Here is a 17261-nt window from a genome sequence, read left to right as displayed (position 1 = left end):
TTTCCTTAAATTTACAACAAGAGATGCCTTATGTTGGCAGCGGAAAGCTTAAATAAAACGATGTTCCAGAGCCTGCAACCGAGCTAAAACTAATACTACCGCCGGCATTTTCGGTTGCCTGCTTTACAAAGGCTAAGCCTAAACCTGTACCCGAAGACTTGGTTGTAAAATTAGGAACGAATATTTTATCGCGTTGGTTTAAGGGAATGCCTTTTCCGTTGTCTTTAACTTCTATGTAGACCATTTTATCATCGTTATAAAGAATCGTTTCAATTACACACGGGCGATTATCTTCTTTTGCTTCAATGGCATTCTTAAACAAGTTGTTGAATGAGCGTAACAACTGATCTCTATCAATCATAATCTCGCTATGAAAGGTTGTTTTATTCAGTACACTTATTTCTACATTCTCGGTGTTTTTAAACACATCGATAGCTTGCTCGATAACCGAAATAATAGATGCTTTCTCCAAGTTTGTATCCGGCATTTTTGCAAAATTTGAAAACTCTGATGCAATCTTTGAAAGACTTTCAATTTGCTCAATAAACGATTTACTGAACTTATTAAACTTTACTTCAAAATTGGGGTCCTTTTCTTTCCATGATTTCTCGAGCAATTGAACACCCAATTTCAGCGGCGTTAAAGGGTTTTTGATTTCATGAGCCACTTGTTTCGCCATTTCGCGCCAAGCATTTTCACGTTCAGATTTTGCCAGTTTTGAGGCACTTTCATCTAAAGCAGCAATCATACTATTATAAGCACGAATAAGTGAGCCTATTTCATCGTGGCGACGCCAAAAAATAGGTTCGTTCTTCTCTCCAATCTTTATTTTACTAATGTTTTCCTGAATAAAAGTAAGTGGATGTGTAATTTGATTGGCTAAGAAAACGGCCAATACACCAATGGCCACAAATACCAAGGCATAGATGTTAATCAAATTACTCACAAACAATGCAATCTTATCTTCGTACTCCGTTTCATTTAAATAATTTGGCAAACCAATATACCGCACGGTTACATTCTGACTATTTTTAATCGGAACATACGCCGCTGAATAAATTAAGCCGCCAATTTGTTCTAAAGGATTAATGTACTCTGAACGTTGCAAGTTATGCATACTCACATAGGCCTTTGGCGGCATTTTCTTTCCTACAATTTTATAATTAAACAACTTCGGATAGGTTGTCATCAATAAATCGCCATTGGTATCGTACAGGTTTAAGTCTACGTTATTTAAATCTGCAAAGTTGTTGAAATCTGATATTAACTCTTCATTATTGGAAATGGTATCGATATTGACAAACTGTTTCTGGAAATTCTGTTGTACCTTTTTTACCTTGTCCTTAATCGCATCTTCTTGCTGCCCGCGATACTCGTTGTCCATGTAGTAATAGGTTACCCAACCCACAATAATCAGGGTTGCCACTACCGAAAGTACAATGGATACTTGTATACGGGTTTTGTACAGAATTTTGCTTTCATTAACCATTAAAGAACGATTAATATTAAACCAACTTACTTTATCGTCTTCCAAGGCACGGATTAGCCAAACGATACCGAAAAGCAAAATAGAGAATACAATAAACACCAAAAAGAAAAACGACAAGGCTGCTAAGCGCTCCACGTAGTCGGCCTTCTGTTTACTAATCACAACTTTTTTGTTGTAGCTGGGTGAAAAAACCAAGTGGCTATAGCCTACTGCTAAACCTGTTGAATTAATAAAGCCCTCGTTCTTAAAAGCCTTTCCTGAAACTGGATATGTATAATTTCCGGTTTGATTAACCAAGACATTATTATTGTAAAGTGCAACGGAATAATCCTTAAATTCATTGTAATTGTCAGCTTTTTGGTCTCCCAATAAATCAGGCAGTTTATTGTTATAATTATAGGGTTTCGAGCTTAGTTCGATAACCAAGGTTCCTAATAAATTACCATTATCTAAAATCGGAATCATCCCAAAATAATCCTGATAACCAAACGTATTGTTTACTTGATAAAAATAATGGGCGGCTTCTGTTTTGATTGAACCCGACTCTACTGTTCTTTTATAGGCAGATAAAGATTGCTTGGTGGTTCCTCCAATTAATTTCCCTTGGGTATTGAAAGGATAAATATGATAATCGTACCGTGTTAGATATCCATCAATATAATCTTTAACATAGTTTTTTAATGCTACATAATTGTTTTTATCGCCCCGTAAGAAATAGTTAATCAGTTGCTGATCCTTAATCAAATTGGTTTCCAAAGTACTGAGGGCAATAATTGCATTTGGATCTTCAGATGAAGGGAGCTTGGATGCCAATTGAATACGTAAATCACGCTCTTTAAATTCTTTGTATTTAATGTATTTGATGGAGGTATTGAATGCCAAAAAGAAAAATCCTATTGCAAATAAATCAATCCGAACCCTTTTATCTGTTATGTACACTGCCCGAACAACCAGGAAGAGCAACAAGCCATATACGGCAAAAAATATAGAAAAATTATGAAAAATCTTGTAAAGTAGAATTCCCCCTAGGTACACAAAGAAAATGATTAATCTTTCTTTATTGGTTACATTCAGCTGAAGGGTTAAACTAGCGGAAATGAGTGCAATGAGATACAAAATAAACCAAACCAAACATAAAATAACAATGCCTACCCAGCTGGTTCCACTCAGTTTTAAAATGTTAATGATATCGAAATTAATTTTGGAGTTTTTTATGAGTCCGGCAAAGGCATCATCAGAATAAATTACCAAGCCCCCCAACAACAATAAAAACACAAAGTGGATAACAATGCCGATAAACTTACTTTCTCGTATAAATCGTCCAAAACGATACAGTTTTCGATGATTAAACATAAACATGAGTACCCATGTTAAACTAAATACATTCAAAAAGAAGTCGCCCAAGGAAGGCATAATCTCATCTGCGTATACTTTCGGATCGAAAAGAGCAAGCGTAAATCGCTGATTAAACCATCCGTATTCGAGATCTGTTAACCGTGCTGTTAAAAAGAAAACGACCAATAGTGCAGTTGCTAGCATGACGTGGTTTAGCCGCACAAGAAAGCGTGCCAGCGAATTCATAAACATGCAAATACAGATCATGCCGGCTACAAACAGCCATAATTGCGTTTTGGTATAATAATTTTCAAATTGAGCAAAATTAATCTTAAGTCCAAATAAAAATCTTCCATCAATACTTTTTATGGGGTAAACATTCTTGTCGGTAAAGGATGCAAATGTGAGGAGCTTAGAATCGGATAAAAATGGATTGATATCATTTTTAAAGTATTCGTTTTCTTTTATCGGATAGTGCGATTTAATGGATATGACAAAAACAAAGTCATAATCGCCATGCGAGCTCCTAATCACTTCATACCAGCCATTTCCAAGTTGAATAACTGAAGTTCCAAAGCGAAGCGAATACGGGTCTATATCTGACAGATGGAAGGTGCTCCAATACTGCAATGTTCCTTTATAGTACGTAAAAAGGTTAATCCCTTCTTTTACGCGGTAATTTTCAATAAAGTAAAGTGCTTTTTCGGTGTTCGTTTGGTATGTTTTGGCTTCTTCTACCAATTTAGGATTGGCCAAGAAATCGTACACCATCTTTTCCTTTTCCTGCAGATTTTCGTTTACCTCTTTTGCATCGCGCTCTAAAATCTCACTTTTAGGTGTAAAAATATTCAGTGATATAGAGGTTATTATTAAGCAACAGCCTAATATTAACAGCAAAACTCTAATTCGAACGCCAAAGCTCAATTTCATAGTAGTGATAAAGATATTTAAATATCGGCAAAAAAAAGCGCCCTAAACACGGGGGTTTACGGCGCAGATACTTTTATTCCTAAAGAGAATGTATATTAAGCTACGGTTGCACTACTCGTTTGAACCTCTCTGCTTACTTTTTTAACCAATCCTTGCAGAACATTTCCAGGGCCTACTTCTACAAATTCAGTTGCACCATTTGCCAACATATTCTCTACCGTTTGTGTCCAACGAACGGCACCCGTTAATTGTTTAATTAAATTTGCTTTAATTTCAGTAGGGTCTGAATATGGTTTTGCATCTACATTTTGGTAAACCGGACAAACAGGTGATGAAATATTGGTGTTTTCAATAGCTGCTTGTAATTCAATTTTTGCAGGCTCCATTAACGGCGAGTGAAAAGCACCACCAACATTTAATTTTAAGGCTCTTTTTGCGCCTGCTTCTGTTAATTTTGCACAAGCAGCGTCAATTCCTTCAATGCTACCTGAAATTACCAACTGACCTGGGCAATTGTAATTTGCCGGAACTACTACTCCATCAATTTCAGCACATATCTTTTCTACAATGTCATCCGCTAAGCCTAGAATAGCAGCCATGGTTGATGGTTGTGCCTCGCAGGCTTTTTGCATCGCATTCGCGCGGGCAATTACCAATTTAAATCCATCTTCAAAACTTAACGCGTTTGCAGCCACCAAAGCTGAAAACTCGCCCAATGAATGGCCTGCAATCATGTCGGGTTTAAAATCGGCACCTAAAACTTTTGCTAAAATAACCGAGTGCAGAAAAATTGCCGGTTGTGTTACATTGGTTTGTTTTAATTCTTCATCGGTACCGCCAAACATGATATCGCTAATACGGAAACCAATAATCTCATTTGCCTTTTCAAATAAATCTTTTGCAACGGGGTTTTCGTAAAGTTCTTTACCCATGCCTACAAATTGTGCCCCTTGTCCAGGGAAAATATATGCTCTCATTATAAATTTGGTTGAAGCAGCCCTTCCTATTCATGCGAAAAGAAAGGGCTGCTAAGGTGTTGATTTTAATCTAAACTCGCAGTTATTAAACGCAAAAATTCTGCTCTCGTTTTATCGTTACTCATAAAACTTCCGGTAAAAGCCGAAGTGGTCGTTACCGAGTTTTGCTTTTGAACGCCTCTCATTGACATGCACAAGTGACGGCATTCCATCACCACGGCTACCCCTTGTGGATTTAAGGTGTTTTGAATACAGTCTCTAATCTCATTGGTTAAACGCTCTTGCACTTGTAACCTACGGGCAAAGGCATCTACAATTCGAGGGATTTTACTTAACCCTACAATGTGTCCATTTGGAATATAGGCTACGTGTGCTTTACCAAAAAAAGGCAACATGTGGTGCTCGCACATAGAATACACCTCAATGTCTTTTACCACCACCATTTGGCTATAATCTTCTTCAAACATGGCTGAACGTAAAATTTCATCCGGTTTTAAGTCGTAACCGTGGGTTAAATATTGTAACGCCTTAGCCACCCGCTCTGGTGTTTTTAATAATCCTTCGCGCTCTGGATCCTCTCCTAACTGTGTTAAAATATCTTTATAATGGGTGGCTACCGAAGTAATTTTATGTTCGTCATATCGATCGATTTTAACATACCCATCTCTCGACTCTCCTTTTAGTACATCTTTTTTTTCCATGTAAGCTTCTTATTTTTTCGGATTAACCAAAATACTCTACGTAATTATTTTCGGTTTCATAAATTTTTACCGAGTGTAAAATCGCGCCACTTTCAGCAATCGGAGCAAATAATTGTTTCCAAATTTCGATGGCTAAATTCTCGGTTGATGCTAATTTTCCTTTCATGAAATCAACATCCAGATTCAGGTTACGATGATCCAATTTATCCACTACATACGTATTCATTACATCTTTCAACCATTTCAAATCCACCAAGAAGCCCGTTTCAGGATTTACCTCTCCTTTAACGGTTACGTATAACCAGTAGTTATGTCCGTGCCAGTTTGGATTGGCACATTTCCCGTAAACTTCCGTATTTTTTTCGTCATCCCAATCGGTGCGCGACAATTTGTGCGCTGCATTAAAAGATGCTTTTCTCGTTATGTAAATCATTGTAAAAAAATAAAATGCAAATATACAGAATTAAGTCGGGCACAGAGAAAAACTAAAAACAATGTCTTTTGTGAGGCGATTACAGCTCAATAAAAAAAGCTTTTACTACCTTTAAAACATGAAAATACTCGTGGTTGCTGCCACCAAAGCAGAAGTAAATCTTTTTTACCAGCACTTCAATTTACCCGCTGATAATCTTATTAGCGGCAAGCTTTTCGATGTTTTAATAACAGGAGTTGGGATGGTTGCTACGGCATTTGCATTGGGAAAAGCCCTCAGCCAAAAACAATATCATTTGGTTATAAACGTTGGTATTGCAGGTTGTTTCGATCAAAAAATTGAATTAGGAACCGTGCTGCACATTACTGAAGACACCTTTGCTGAGCTGGGAGCGGAAAACCACGATGACTTTTTGCCGATTACCGATTTAGGCTTTGGTGAGAACAAATACAGCTCGTCTTTCAGCCCATCAACTTCCCTTGTCCAAGTAAAAGGCATTACGGTTAATCGCGTTAGTGGAAATCAAAAAACCATTGATTCGCTGATTGAAAGATTTAATCCTTGCACAGAAAGCATGGAAGGCGCCGCTGTCTTTTACGCCTGCCAACAAGAAAAAATCAATTGTTTACAAGTAAGAAGTGTTTCCAACTATGTTGAACCTCGAAACAAGGAAAATTGGCAAATAGGTTTGGCTATCAAAAATCTAAACGCTTGGTTGATTCATTTTATTGAACAGCAACAAACGCTTTAAAAAAGATATGAATTGATTATGACGATTCGCAACGTTGGAGCCGTTAAATTTGAAGAATGAAAGTAACCTTAGGCTTTTCGCCTTGCCCAAATGATACATTTATTTTTGATGCGCTTATTCATCATAAAATTGATACCGAAGGATTAGAATTTGAGGTGTTTTTTGACGATGTGGAAACGCTCAATCAAAAAGCGCTTAAAGCCGAATTGGACATTACCAAACTAAGCTTTCATGCCTTTGCCTATGTAGCAAACAACTATTTATTATTGGATGCCGGCAGTGCATTGGGCTTTGGGGTAGGCCCTTTGTTAATCAGCAAAAATTTTACGCCAGATACCCTAAACGAACATTTAAAAGTAGCCATACCTGGCACCTACACCACCGCTAATTTTTTACTCGGCATTGCTTATCCGCAGTTGCAGAACAAAACAGAACTGGTATTTTCTGAAATTGAATCGGCTTTACTCGATGAAAGCATCGATTTAGGCCTCATTATCCACGAAAATAGATTCACCTATCAAGACAAAGGCTTAACCAAAATTGTTGATTTAGGCGATTATTGGGAAAAATTAACCGGTTGTGCGATCCCTTTGGGAGGAATTGTCATCAACAGAAAACTGGATACCGAAATTCAACAAAAGGTGAATCGTTTAGTGCGTAAATCTGTTGAATATGCCTTTGCGAATCCAACGTCGAGTTTGGATTTTATTAAACAGCATGCCCAAGCGATGGATGAAGCTGTGATGTACAAACACATTGAATTATATGTAAACAAATACAGTATTGATTTAGGTGCCGAGGGGCGAAAAGCGATTGACACCCTCTTCAGCCTAGCAAAGGAACGGAATCTCATTCCCGCTGTGCCCGATCAATTATACGTATAACGAAACGAATGAGAAATTTAATCCCAATTTCTCATTCAAAATTTCTTTTTAATTCACCAAAAGCTTGTACCCTTTACCGTGAACATTGATGATTTCAACAGTTGAATCGTCGCGGAGGTATTTACGTAGTTTACTTAAAAATACGTCCATACTACGCCCGTTAAAGTAATTGTCATCATGCCAGATGCTTAACAAGGCTTCCTCTCGTGTAAGAACAGCGTTTTTCTTTAAGCAAAGCAAACGTAACAATTCAGCTTCCTTGGTGGATAATTTTTGTTGATGATCGACACTTGTAATCAACTGCGAAGTATAGTCAAATGTGTATTTTCCAATGGAGAATTCTGTTTCAATGGGTGTTTCTACTCCATCAGAGGTATTGGCAATGCGTTTAAACAGTGCGTTAATCCGCAACAGCAGTTCCTCAATTCGAAACGGCTTGGTGATGTAATCGTCTCCCCCTAAATCATACGCAGCTGATTTATCTTCCAGCATGGTTTTAGCCGTTGCGAATATGATTGGAACCTGCGCATTTACTTTGCGAATATCTTTCCCTAATGTAAATCCATCTTTCTTCGGCATCATCACATCCAGAATACATAAATCGAAATTCTGTCTATTAAAAGCTTTTAGCCCCTCATCACCGTCGGTGCATAAGACCACGTCAAATTTCCCTTTCAGCTGTAAATAATCTTGCAACAATAAACCTAAATTAGGATCGTCTTCTACCAAAAGTATTTTTTTCATTTGTATTATTATTTATGGAGACGCGCATTCTACTTAAATCTACGATTTTCGTTAAAGAAAACTTCAATAGAAATAAAGTATCGACGAAACCACTCTTTGTGTCGATTTATTTTATGTATAACGGAAGGATGATTTCAAATCTCGTTCCTTTGTCTTTTTCACTGTGTACTTTAATGCTACCATTTGTTTTTCTAACAATATCGCGTACATAGTTCAATCCAAGGCCAAAGCCCTTCACATCATGCAAATTTCCTGTAGGCACTCGATAGAATTGATCAAAAATTCGTTTCGAATGTTCCTTGGTCATGCCGATTCCTTTATCCGCAATTTCAATTATTAAATTTTTATCGGTATTTCGTGTGGTAATCGTTATCTCGGGTGTACTAATACTGTACTTATTGGCATTATCAATCAAATTATAAAGCACATTTGATAAGTGTAGCTCATCGCCAAAAACCGTCGCCATTTCCGCATCCGTATGCACATGTAAAATAGCCTGTCGCTTTTGAAGCTGTAAACTCATGCTATCTAAGGCAACTAAAATGAGGTCGTTCATTTCCACCTCTGCGTTATTCATTTCGAGTTCGTTCTTTTCCATTCTAGCGATGCTTAGAACGCGCTCAATATGATCGCCCAAGCGAACATTTTCATCGTAAATCATGCCTGCTAATCGTTGCAAACGTCTTTTATCTTCGGTTATTTCAGGATCTTTTAACGCCTCGCTTGCAATCATAATGGTTGCAACCGGTGTTTTAAATTCATGCGTCATGTTGTTAATGAAATCACTTTTCATTTCTGACAATTTCTTCTGCCGTAGAATGGCATACAAGGTATAACTAAAGATGAAAACCAATACCAACAACAAACCTACTGATGAAACTAAAATTGCTTTCAAGTTTTCGAGAATAGCGCTGTTTTTATACGGGAAGCTAACGATTAAAGTTCCTGGATCTCGATACAAATCGTTTCCAAAAAGAGGTGTTTTATACGTGTTTTGAGGTAAAAATTCTCCCTTATTATTCGATACTTCCATGAAGACAATCGAATGATTTTTATTCGACGCTATTTTGTAAACGGGTGTTTGATAGATATTGTGGTTTAGCAACTCTTCTTTTAATACCGCTCCAATAAATTTAAAATCAATTCGCTTGTTTAAGGGAATATCGCCTTCTTCTAACTCCTTTGAAACATCTTCTACTAAACGCGATCGTGTGTAGGCAATGGTATCTTTCCCAATCGAAGCAATTTTCAAATCGAGTTTCCTTTTGGCAATTGCATCCTCTCGTTTAAACCGTTTTTCTAAATCGTCCGAAATTTTGGGCAAACCCACCAACAAAGGTTTTCCTGTAAAAGGGTCTGAAACTAAATAACGAACGGTATCGGGTAAATTTTGAGCGCTCCTAAAATTAAAGGTTTTTGCCTCTGGAGAGTACAATTTAGAACGCATGCTATATCGCTCCAACGTATATTTGTTGATATCGACGATGGCATCCATTTGTAAATCTAAACGAGCGCCGGAAATAGAAGGTTGTGTCGACGTTAAAGATTTGAAATCATTTTCGGATATAATTTTCGGAATACTGTATTCTGCGCGAATGATACTATCTTGCTGATTCAAATAATTTTCAATCAGGGTTTGGCGCTCTTCTCTTCTAATATCTTCTTCCTCTGCAAATTGTTGGCGAAGCTCTTTTATATCCAAAACACGTTGTCGAGCATCCTGATAGTGCTTTAATTTATTCTCCTCGTCTTTTTTATTGAGATGTCGAGCCACATTAAAGCGCTGAACTTTGGTCACAACATCACTCAACGTTTTATTTACTTGTTCATCAAAAAGCTGTGATTTTAAGTTGTATGACTCACGGATATAATACAATTGCATCACAAAAACCCCTAAAAGGGCTAATGTCATCAAAACTGTAATAAACCAAAAGCTTTTCTTCTTCATTGAACGGAATACCTATTAGCCAGACCTTAGGTCTTTTTAATCAAACGTTTAACAAAATTAAGGAATGTTAAGTTGCATCAATTGTTTTTAACATATTTTAACAGGGAATAGAATCGCTTAAAACAAAAAAACGCCGGAATGTTCCGGCGTTTTTAATCAACTTGTTTACTTAAAAAAGATCTTTATTAGAAAGGTAAATCGTCATCCTCTCCTGGAGTGTTACTTACATCAGCAGGTGTAGCATATGCAGGCGTAGCTGGAGCTGCTTGTGCGCCAGAAACTGCATTTATACGCCAAATAACCAAACTGTTAAAGTACGATGTTTTACCTGTTTTGTCTGTCCATGGGCGACCACGTAAATTAAAGAAAACCTCTACTTCATCACCAGCTTTAAATGCGTCTAATAACGCAGTTTTATCTTGCATTGCCTCAAAACGAATGTATTCAGGATAGGTTGGATTCTCTGCGTATTCTACAATTAAATCACGTTTTTTAAACGTCTCGCTTATCTGTTGTGTAGCACCTACTTCGTGTATTTTTCCTTTAATTTCCATAACTTGTACTATAAACATCAAATCTCAATAATTTTATTGATAACTTCGCATATATTATGATGCAAGTTTTCCACAATAAAAGCAAGGTTATCATTACCTGCAACAAGCGCCTGTCGCCTTATTTACAAGACGAAGTAAGCGCCTTGGGTTATACCATTGAACGTTCGTTTGCCACCGGTGTAGCGTTAAATATTACCCTTACCGAGTGCATTAAGCTTAATTTAAACTTGCGCTGTGCCAGCCAGATTTTATATGCCTTAAAAAGCTTTAAAGCTAAAACTCCTGACGATTTATACAACGAAATAAAGGCCATTGAATGGGAGGAATTAATAGATTTTAGTGGATATTTCTCGGTAACATCAAATGTGGATAACCCCAACATTACAACGCCTTTATTTGCGAACTTAAAGGTTAAAGACGCCATTGCCGATCGGATCAAAGAGAAAAAAGGAATGCGTCCTAACTCTGGTTCCGACGCCAATAAAGCCGTTGTTCACTTGTATTGGAAAGATAGCGAAGCCGATATTTTTCTCGATACTTCGGGCGAAACCTTGGCCAAACACGGTTATCGGAAAATCCCTGGCAAGGCCCCTATGTTAGAGGCATTAGCCGCTAGCACCATTTTAGCGAGCCAATGGGATAAAAAATCTCCTTTTATCAACCCCATGTGTGGTTCTGGAACCTTAGCAATAGAAGCAGCATTAATTGCTACCAACCGTGCACCTGGCTTATTCCGCATGAATTATGGCTTCATGCACATCATGGGATATAATGAAGAAGCTTTTTTTGCAGAACGAAGAATTTTAAAAGATCAGGTAATTAAAAATATCGACCTAAAAATTATTGCCTCTGATATTTCTGAAGACGCTGTTGACGTAACACGCCGCAACGCAAAAACAGCGGGTGTTGAAAACCTTATCGAATTTCATGTGTGTGATTTTGAACTTACGCCTGTTCCTGAAGACGCAAATGGCGTGGTAATATTTAACCCCGAATATGGTGAGCGCTTAGGAACCCACAGCAAACTAGAAATTACCTATAAACGTATGGGCGATTTTATGAAAACCAAGTGCAAAGGTTACAAAGGATATATCTTTACCGGAAACCCTGATTTGGCTAAGAAAATCGGCTTAAAAGCTTCGCGCAAAATTGAATTCTATAACGGAAAACTTGATTGCCGCATGCTTGAGTACGAATTGTATGACGGATCTAAACGTGCGCCAAAAGAAGCTGTGGAAACAAATTAAAGCCTTTCGTTAACGGATTTTATAAAAAAATTGAAATATTTTTAGTTTTCAGAAAACCAGTTTTACTCCAATTTCGTTTATAGAAGTACAAATCACTCCTCTATGAACAACACATTTGCATTAAAGACTAGAAAAGTTTCAGAAAACATTAGAAAGATCCGAGAATTTAGAGATTACACACAAGAATATTTAGCTGCAAAGCTGAAAATTTCGCAAAATGCTTACAGCAAAATAGAGCTTGGCTACAGCAAACTGACCATAGAACGCCTGTTTCACGTGGCTTCTATTTTAGAAATTGATGTTGCCAAGCTCTTAACCTTAGAGTATCCAGAGTTAATTAAGATTATCCACTTGGATCAGGTTGAATAAACTAGCTTTTTTTATTCTGATCGGCATAGCCGAAAACTTTTTGTAGCAAGGTAGAACTTCGAGAACTCAAATTTCCGCGTATTTTAAGTTCTTCCTTCGCTACTTCAACAAACAAGCCATCAATCGCCTTTTGACTAACGTATTCGGTTAAATTGGTATTCACTGGTTTTACCAACGGCAAGCGATTATATTGTTTCGTTAAATCGGTATAATATTTCGTAGCGTTTACTTTATTTAAGCTTGCGGTAATAATAGGACTAAACTTTTGCATTAATTGCGATGAAGTACTGCGTTTAAAATATTCCGTTGCTGCGTTTTCCTTTCCTAAAAGGATGTTGGTAGCATCCGTCAAAGTCATCTGTTTAATGGCTGAAATAAAGATCGGCTTCGCTTCTTTCGCTGCATCTTCCGCAGCTCGATTTAAACTCAACACAACATTGTCGCACAGCGAATTTAATCCTAATCCTCGCATGGTTTTTTCCACTTTTTGTACTTCAGGAGGCATTAGAATTTTTACAGCCAAATTCCCGAAATACCCATCTTTTATGGACAACCGATCGGCTCCTGCCGAAACGCCTAATTCTAAGGCCTCTTTTATTCCTTGACCAATCTCCAACGAACTTGGCGTTCCTGCTCCCGCTACCGGACTTGTCTTCTTGGCTAATTTATTTAAAAGATCACCCAATTTTGTCTGCGCTTGAACTTCCGCCCTCGTTATAAACGCCAAAGCAAGGGTCGCGATTATTATTTTATTTATTTTCATCCATTGTGTGTTTACGCTTTTGGCTAAGCAAATCGTTTGCCAATAATTTGGCCGATTTCACCAAACTAATAAACTCTGAACGATAGCCTTCCCGATCCGTTCCTTTTGCCTTTTCGGCGAGCGCGATAACTTGATCAAAGGTAGCATTTTGCTTAAACTTGGAGTCTCTTAATAACATTCCGAATGCTGCCACTGAGGCCGAAAATCTAAAATCATCGCTCATCTCATTCATTGAAAAGCCTTTATCTTTTATGGCTTTTGTCAACAATTTACTTGTAAGGCCGCTAGGTTCTTTGTAACGCAGTTTAACCGTTAAAATTTCTTCGGCATTGTCATTTCTCGAAGCAGTTGTTTTTTGATATTTCAACTCATCAACCGAGCCAGAAAAATCATCTTTTATCCCCGCTGGGATAATCTCGTATAACGCCGTTACCGTATGCCCCGATCCTATTTCACCGGCATCTTTTTTATCATCGTTAAAATCTTCTTTGTTCAATAGGCGATTCTCATACCCAATTAAGCGATATGCTTGTACCTTTCCGGGATTAAACTCCACCTGCAATTTTACATCTTTTGCAACCGTAAATAGTGTACCTCCAAACTCGTTTACCAGCACTTTTCTCGCCTCGGTAATATCGTCGACATACGCATAATTACCATTGCCTTTATCTGCTAGCAACTCCATTTTACTATCTTTATAATTTCCCATGCCGTAGCCTAAAACGGTTAAAAATATGTTCGATTTACGCTTATTTTCAATCAATCGTTCCATTTCGTTATCACTACTCGGGCCAACATTAAAATCGCCATCGGTGGCTAGAATAACACGATTATTGCCCCCCTTTATGAAATTCTCATTGGCTATTTTGTAGGCCAATTCAATTCCTTCTCCTCCAGCGGTAGAACCTCCCGCTTGCAATCGCTCCAACGCTTCTTTGATTTTAATTTTCGCATCACCCGAAGTAGGAGGCAAAACCACGCCTGAGCTACCCGCGTAAACCACAATAGAAACTTTATCTTTCGCTCTTAATTGATTGGTTAGCAACTTAAGCGAAGAAATAAGCAAAGGAAGCTTATTGGCAGAAGCCATAGAACCAGAAACATCGATTAGGAAAACCAAATTTGAGGCAGGCAATTTCTCCGTCGAAACCTTTTTTGCTTGCAATGCTATTTGTACAAGCTTATGCGCAGGATTCCAAGGGGCTGGCGCTACATCGGTAATAATATTTACAGGATGATCTCTGGTAGGCGCAGTATATGAATAGTCGAAATAATTAATCATTTCTTCAATTCTAACAGCATCTGCAGGAGGCAAAGATCCCGAACGGATATAACGGCGAACGTTACTATAGGCCGCAGCATCTACATCAATGGAAAACGTCGACAAAGGATCATTTTTTACGCTGTGAAAGCCATTTTCGTTGATGGTAGCGTAACTTTCTTGATTCAGCGGTTGAGCATATCCCAAAATAGGCCTAGGCGACATACTGCTTAACTGCTTCAATTGACGACTCTCTGTCCGCATTGCAACAGCAGCTGCCAGCCTAGCTTTCTTCTCTTTCATTTCGTACGCCGCAACAGTAACCTCATTTAATTGCTGCTTGCTCGCTGTCATCACAACAGAAAGCATATTCTGCTTACTAAGTTTAACCTCACGCTGTTCATAGCCTATATATCGAAACATTAGTTCAGTATCTTGTGTGCCAACACCCAAGCTAAATTTTCCGTTTGCATCGCTCACAGCTATTGCTTTACTGTTATTTGCGACCACCATAACCCCCGCTAAAGCGGTTGTACCATCGGTTACTACCCCGGTAATTGTTCTGTTTCTATCTACTTTAAAACCAACCAAGTAAATAAAAGTAAAGAGAATAAAAAGTATGTTTTTCATAATCCAATTTTTCAGTAATGATGTAATGAACCGATAATTTCCATATCGATACTGAAAAATATTCTTTATACTTGAAATGTAATTCGATAGAACCGGCATTTTTTGAAGTTTATAAAAACCACATCGGGGCAAAACCCACAAAGCGATACAGAACTTGTAGCAGAGTACAAAAACTCGGGCAGTTTAGATGTATTGGGTAAACTTTATAACCGGTACATGCATTTGGTTTTTGGGGTTTGCTTTAATTATTTAAAAGATGAGGAACAAAGCAAAGATGCGGTGATGCAAATTTTTGAGGAGCTAGTAAAAAAGCTACTGATTCATGAGGTACAAAACTTTAAAAGTTGGTTACATGTGCTTACACGAAACCATTGCTTAATGGCTTTACGCAAATCAGCGAAACAAAACAATATATCTATTGACGATACTTTTGTGGAAAATACCGAAATTGTGCATCTCTCTATCGACGACACAAAAGAAACACAGTTAACCATCATGGAAAAATGTATGGAAACACTAACCGAAGAGCAACGAAAAAGTGTAGATTTATTCTATTTACAAGAAAAATGCTACAAAGAAGTGGCCGACATAACGGGCTACGATATGCTTAAGGTGAAGAGTTACATCCAAAATGGTAAACGGAATTTAAAAATCTGTATAGAAAAAAATAAAGTTGAATAGCGACTGGTTAAATATTGATGTATTAGAGGATTACTTGGATGGTAAGCTTGAAGCTAAGGAAATGCACTTTATTGAGCGCATGGAATTAGACGATCCTTTTATTGCTGAAGCATTAGAAGGTCTGCGTCAATCGCCTAAGCGTAAGCAACAGCTTTCCTTATTGCAAAAACAACTGCACGACCGCATTGCACATGAACCCATTAAACGCAAATTATTTGGTCTAACCTCTCACCGTTTAAGCATTGCCGCTACTGCAGCTGTTGTTTTCATATCGGTAAGCACGTTATTTTATCTCCGCGAAGTAAATCGAAGAGCTGCCATTGCTAAACACAAGGCCCAAGGTGTTGTGGTCGATTTGGATACGAGCACAGCCATTGCCAACACCAAGCCCATTGTTACTGAGAAGCCTGCCGAAACTCCTCAAACAAGTCCCATAAAGCAACCTACTAAAGAAGAGAAAATAGAGCAAGTAATTGCATCGGCACGAAAAGATGCCTTGGCAAAAAATGAACACGTTGCAGACAAAGAAGCGCAACAAATTAACCTACAAGCGGCAGAAAAGATGGAGCTTAAAGTTGCGACCCCAAATCCTGCTGCTCCTATCCCACAAGCGTTCGTCAGCGGTAAAGTAATTTCGCAAAATGATGCTCAACCCATTGCAGGTGCGGTAGTAAGAGCAACGGGAACAACGAATGCAGCCACAACAGATGCCAACGGAAATTTTTCCATCTCTTTAGACACCACAAAAGTTAAATCGCTCTCTATCGGCTATATTGGGTATCAAAATGCCATTGCTGCAATCGATACCAAAAACAACTTAAATATTTCGCTTAAAGAAAATGAAAATTCTTTAAATGAAGTGGTAGTTACGCGTAGTAAAGCAAAAAGCTTGAAAAAAGCACCTGATGTGTCAGAAATGGCAACAATAAACAATGGCAAAGTAAACTATTTTGGAAACGTAGTTGACCAATATGGACATCCTATTCAAGGTGCAACGGTAAAAGTTGCCGGTACATCGAATGTTACTAAAACAGATAATCAGGGAAATTTTGCGTTGCCGGTTAACAATTCAACGCAAAATAAGCCTATTGAAATTAATGCCGATGGCTTCAAAGACTTAACTATTCAAGGTGCGCCTAATCCAACGGTTATTCGAGAAGCTTTAAACGGAAATAAAACCATTAATGAAATTGCCGCTATTACCGGCAGCAATGGCCGCTCAAAAGACCCCATCCATGCAACCAAAATTATTTTGAGATCTGTTGAAGATCTCGATAAAAAATCGGCTAAAGAGATTACAGAGCCTACGCCAAATGCAACGGTTGATTACACCAAATATTTACGGTACAATAATAAACTGTACAAAGGAACAAACCCTGCGCATTATGTTCGCCTATCCTTTAAAGTTTCATCTAATGGTCGGCCGCAGCGTGTAAAAATTGTAAAGAGCTTAAATAAAGAAGCCGATGCAGAAGCAAAACGCCTGGTCGAAAACGGGCCAGATTGGGTTCTTCCTAAAAATGGAAACAATCAAGCTTTTTTGAACATTGCTTTTTAATTCGCC

Annotated in this window: 15 protein-coding genes; 6 read left to right on the top strand and 9 right to left on the bottom strand. The window is 38.0% G+C overall.

Annotated features, from left to right (window positions below; all coding sequences use genetic code 11):
• Positions 1 to 28: 28 nt before the first annotated feature.
• From ACJVDK_RS14270 to ACJVDK_RS14255, 4 genes are all read right to left on the bottom strand, one after another.
• Positions 29 to 3754 carry an ATP-binding protein gene (locus tag ACJVDK_RS14270; protein ID WP_443937341.1) on the bottom strand — a complete coding sequence of 1242 codons (3726 nt, stop codon included), beginning with the start codon at positions 3752 to 3754 and terminating at the stop codon, positions 29 to 31.
• 95 nt (positions 3755 to 3849) lie between these two features.
• Positions 3850 to 4731 carry an ACP S-malonyltransferase gene (gene fabD, locus ACJVDK_RS14265; protein ID WP_443937340.1) on the bottom strand — a complete coding sequence of 294 codons (882 nt, stop codon included), beginning with the start codon at positions 4729 to 4731 and terminating at the stop codon, positions 3850 to 3852.
• A gap of 65 nt (positions 4732 to 4796) precedes the next feature.
• A complete protein-coding gene (gene folE / locus ACJVDK_RS14260; RefSeq protein ID WP_443937339.1) occupies positions 4797 to 5432 on the bottom strand; it encodes a GTP cyclohydrolase I FolE in 636 nt (211 codons plus the stop codon).
• 22 nt (positions 5433 to 5454) lie between these two features.
• Entirely contained in the window at positions 5455 to 5865 is a 411-nt protein-coding gene (locus ACJVDK_RS14255) for a 6-pyruvoyl trahydropterin synthase family protein (RefSeq protein WP_443937338.1), read from the bottom strand.
• Between the two features lie 118 nt (positions 5866 to 5983).
• Between ACJVDK_RS14255 and mqnB the strand changes: the two genes are divergently transcribed.
• The gene (gene mqnB / locus ACJVDK_RS14250) at positions 5984 to 6616 is read left to right on the top strand and encodes a futalosine hydrolase (RefSeq protein ID WP_443937337.1); all 633 of its coding nucleotides are present in this window, start codon (positions 5984 to 5986) and stop codon (positions 6614 to 6616) included.
• A 56-nt stretch (positions 6617 to 6672) separates the two neighbouring features.
• Positions 6673 to 7500 carry a menaquinone biosynthesis family protein gene (locus ACJVDK_RS14245; RefSeq protein ID WP_443937336.1) on the top strand — a complete coding sequence of 276 codons (828 nt, stop codon included), beginning with the start codon at positions 6673 to 6675 and terminating at the stop codon, positions 7498 to 7500.
• A gap of 48 nt (positions 7501 to 7548) precedes the next feature.
• Here ACJVDK_RS14245 and ACJVDK_RS14240 read toward each other — a convergent pair whose 3' ends face one another.
• The 3 genes from ACJVDK_RS14240 to ACJVDK_RS14230 form a co-directional block, all read right to left on the bottom strand.
• Positions 7549 to 8244 carry a response regulator transcription factor gene (locus tag ACJVDK_RS14240; RefSeq protein ID WP_443937335.1) on the bottom strand — a complete coding sequence of 232 codons (696 nt, stop codon included), beginning with the start codon at positions 8242 to 8244 and terminating at the stop codon, positions 7549 to 7551.
• Positions 8245 to 8350: 106 nt separating this feature from the next.
• On the bottom strand, positions 8351 to 10192 hold the full coding sequence (locus ACJVDK_RS14235) for a sensor histidine kinase (protein WP_443937334.1): 1842 nt from the start codon (positions 10190 to 10192) through the stop codon (positions 8351 to 8353).
• Between the two features lie 185 nt (positions 10193 to 10377).
• Positions 10378 to 10746 (bottom strand): DUF3127 domain-containing protein, encoded by a 369-nt coding sequence (locus ACJVDK_RS14230; RefSeq protein WP_443937333.1) that lies wholly within the window; start codon positions 10744 to 10746, stop codon positions 10378 to 10380.
• A 59-nt stretch (positions 10747 to 10805) separates the two neighbouring features.
• On the opposite strand from ACJVDK_RS14230, the gene ACJVDK_RS14225 reads away from it, so the two are divergent.
• A complete protein-coding gene (locus ACJVDK_RS14225) occupies positions 10806 to 11993 on the top strand; it encodes a THUMP domain-containing class I SAM-dependent RNA methyltransferase (RefSeq protein ID WP_443940054.1) in 1188 nt (395 codons plus the stop codon).
• Between the two features lie 102 nt (positions 11994 to 12095).
• On the top strand, positions 12096 to 12362 hold the full coding sequence (locus tag ACJVDK_RS14220) for a helix-turn-helix domain-containing protein (protein WP_443937332.1): 267 nt from the start codon (positions 12096 to 12098) through the stop codon (positions 12360 to 12362).
• A gap of 1 nt (position 12363) precedes the next feature.
• Here ACJVDK_RS14220 and ACJVDK_RS14215 read toward each other — a convergent pair whose 3' ends face one another.
• Both ACJVDK_RS14215 and ACJVDK_RS14210 read right to left on the bottom strand, forming a co-directional pair.
• Positions 12364 to 13125 carry a DUF4197 domain-containing protein gene (locus ACJVDK_RS14215; RefSeq protein WP_443937331.1) on the bottom strand — a complete coding sequence of 254 codons (762 nt, stop codon included), beginning with the start codon at positions 13123 to 13125 and terminating at the stop codon, positions 12364 to 12366.
• Complete coding sequence (locus ACJVDK_RS14210) at positions 13112 to 15016, bottom strand: YfbK domain-containing protein (RefSeq protein WP_443937330.1); 1905 nt, start codon at positions 15014 to 15016, stop codon at positions 13112 to 13114. Before ACJVDK_RS14210 ends, ACJVDK_RS14215 begins: the two co-directional genes overlap by 14 nt.
• Positions 15017 to 15118: 102 nt before the next feature.
• Here ACJVDK_RS14210 and ACJVDK_RS14205 point away from each other — a divergent pair, with 102 nt between their 5' ends.
• Both ACJVDK_RS14205 and ACJVDK_RS14200 read left to right on the top strand, forming a co-directional pair.
• The gene (locus ACJVDK_RS14205; protein ID WP_443937329.1) at positions 15119 to 15697 is read left to right on the top strand and encodes an RNA polymerase sigma factor; all 579 of its coding nucleotides are present in this window, start codon (positions 15119 to 15121) and stop codon (positions 15695 to 15697) included.
• Positions 15690 to 17255, top strand: coding sequence for a carboxypeptidase-like regulatory domain-containing protein (locus tag ACJVDK_RS14200; RefSeq protein ID WP_443937328.1), 1566 nt, complete (start codon positions 15690 to 15692; stop codon positions 17253 to 17255). Before ACJVDK_RS14205 ends, ACJVDK_RS14200 begins: the two co-directional genes overlap by 8 nt.
• The last annotated feature ends 6 nt before the right edge of the window (positions 17256 to 17261 follow it).

It is taken from the genome of Pedobacter paludisoli, assembly GCF_052344095.1.
Lineage (GTDB): Bacteria > Bacteroidota > Bacteroidia > Sphingobacteriales > Sphingobacteriaceae > Pedobacter.
This window is presented reverse-complemented; position numbering and strand designations above follow the sequence as displayed.

Coding starts and splice junctions, on each gene's coding strand:
- ACJVDK_RS14270 (WP_443937341.1), bottom strand. CDS start 3,754: ATGAAATTGAGCTTTGGCGTTCGAATTAGAGTTTTGCTGTTAATATTA.
- fabD (WP_443937340.1), bottom strand. CDS start 4,731: ATGAGAGCATATATTTTCCCTGGACAAGGGGCACAATTTGTAGGCATG.
- folE (WP_443937339.1), bottom strand. CDS start 5,432: ATGGAAAAAAAAGATGTACTAAAAGGAGAGTCGAGAGATGGGTATGTT.
- ACJVDK_RS14255 (WP_443937338.1), bottom strand. CDS start 5,865: ATGATTTACATAACGAGAAAAGCATCTTTTAATGCAGCGCACAAATTG.
- mqnB (WP_443937337.1), top strand. CDS start 5,984: ATGAAAATACTCGTGGTTGCTGCCACCAAAGCAGAAGTAAATCTTTTT.
- ACJVDK_RS14245 (WP_443937336.1), top strand. CDS start 6,673: ATGAAAGTAACCTTAGGCTTTTCGCCTTGCCCAAATGATACATTTATT.
- ACJVDK_RS14240 (WP_443937335.1), bottom strand. CDS start 8,244: ATGAAAAAAATACTTTTGGTAGAAGACGATCCTAATTTAGGTTTATTG.
- ACJVDK_RS14235 (WP_443937334.1), bottom strand. CDS start 10,192: ATGAAGAAGAAAAGCTTTTGGTTTATTACAGTTTTGATGACATTAGCC.
- ACJVDK_RS14230 (WP_443937333.1), bottom strand. CDS start 10,746: ATGGAAATTAAAGGAAAAATACACGAAGTAGGTGCTACACAACAGATA.
- ACJVDK_RS14225 (WP_443940054.1), top strand. CDS start 10,806: ATGCAAGTTTTCCACAATAAAAGCAAGGTTATCATTACCTGCAACAAG.
- ACJVDK_RS14220 (WP_443937332.1), top strand. CDS start 12,096: ATGAACAACACATTTGCATTAAAGACTAGAAAAGTTTCAGAAAACATT.
- ACJVDK_RS14215 (WP_443937331.1), bottom strand. CDS start 13,125: ATGAAAATAAATAAAATAATAATCGCGACCCTTGCTTTGGCGTTTATA.
- ACJVDK_RS14210 (WP_443937330.1), bottom strand. CDS start 15,016: ATGAAAAACATACTTTTTATTCTCTTTACTTTTATTTACTTGGTTGGT.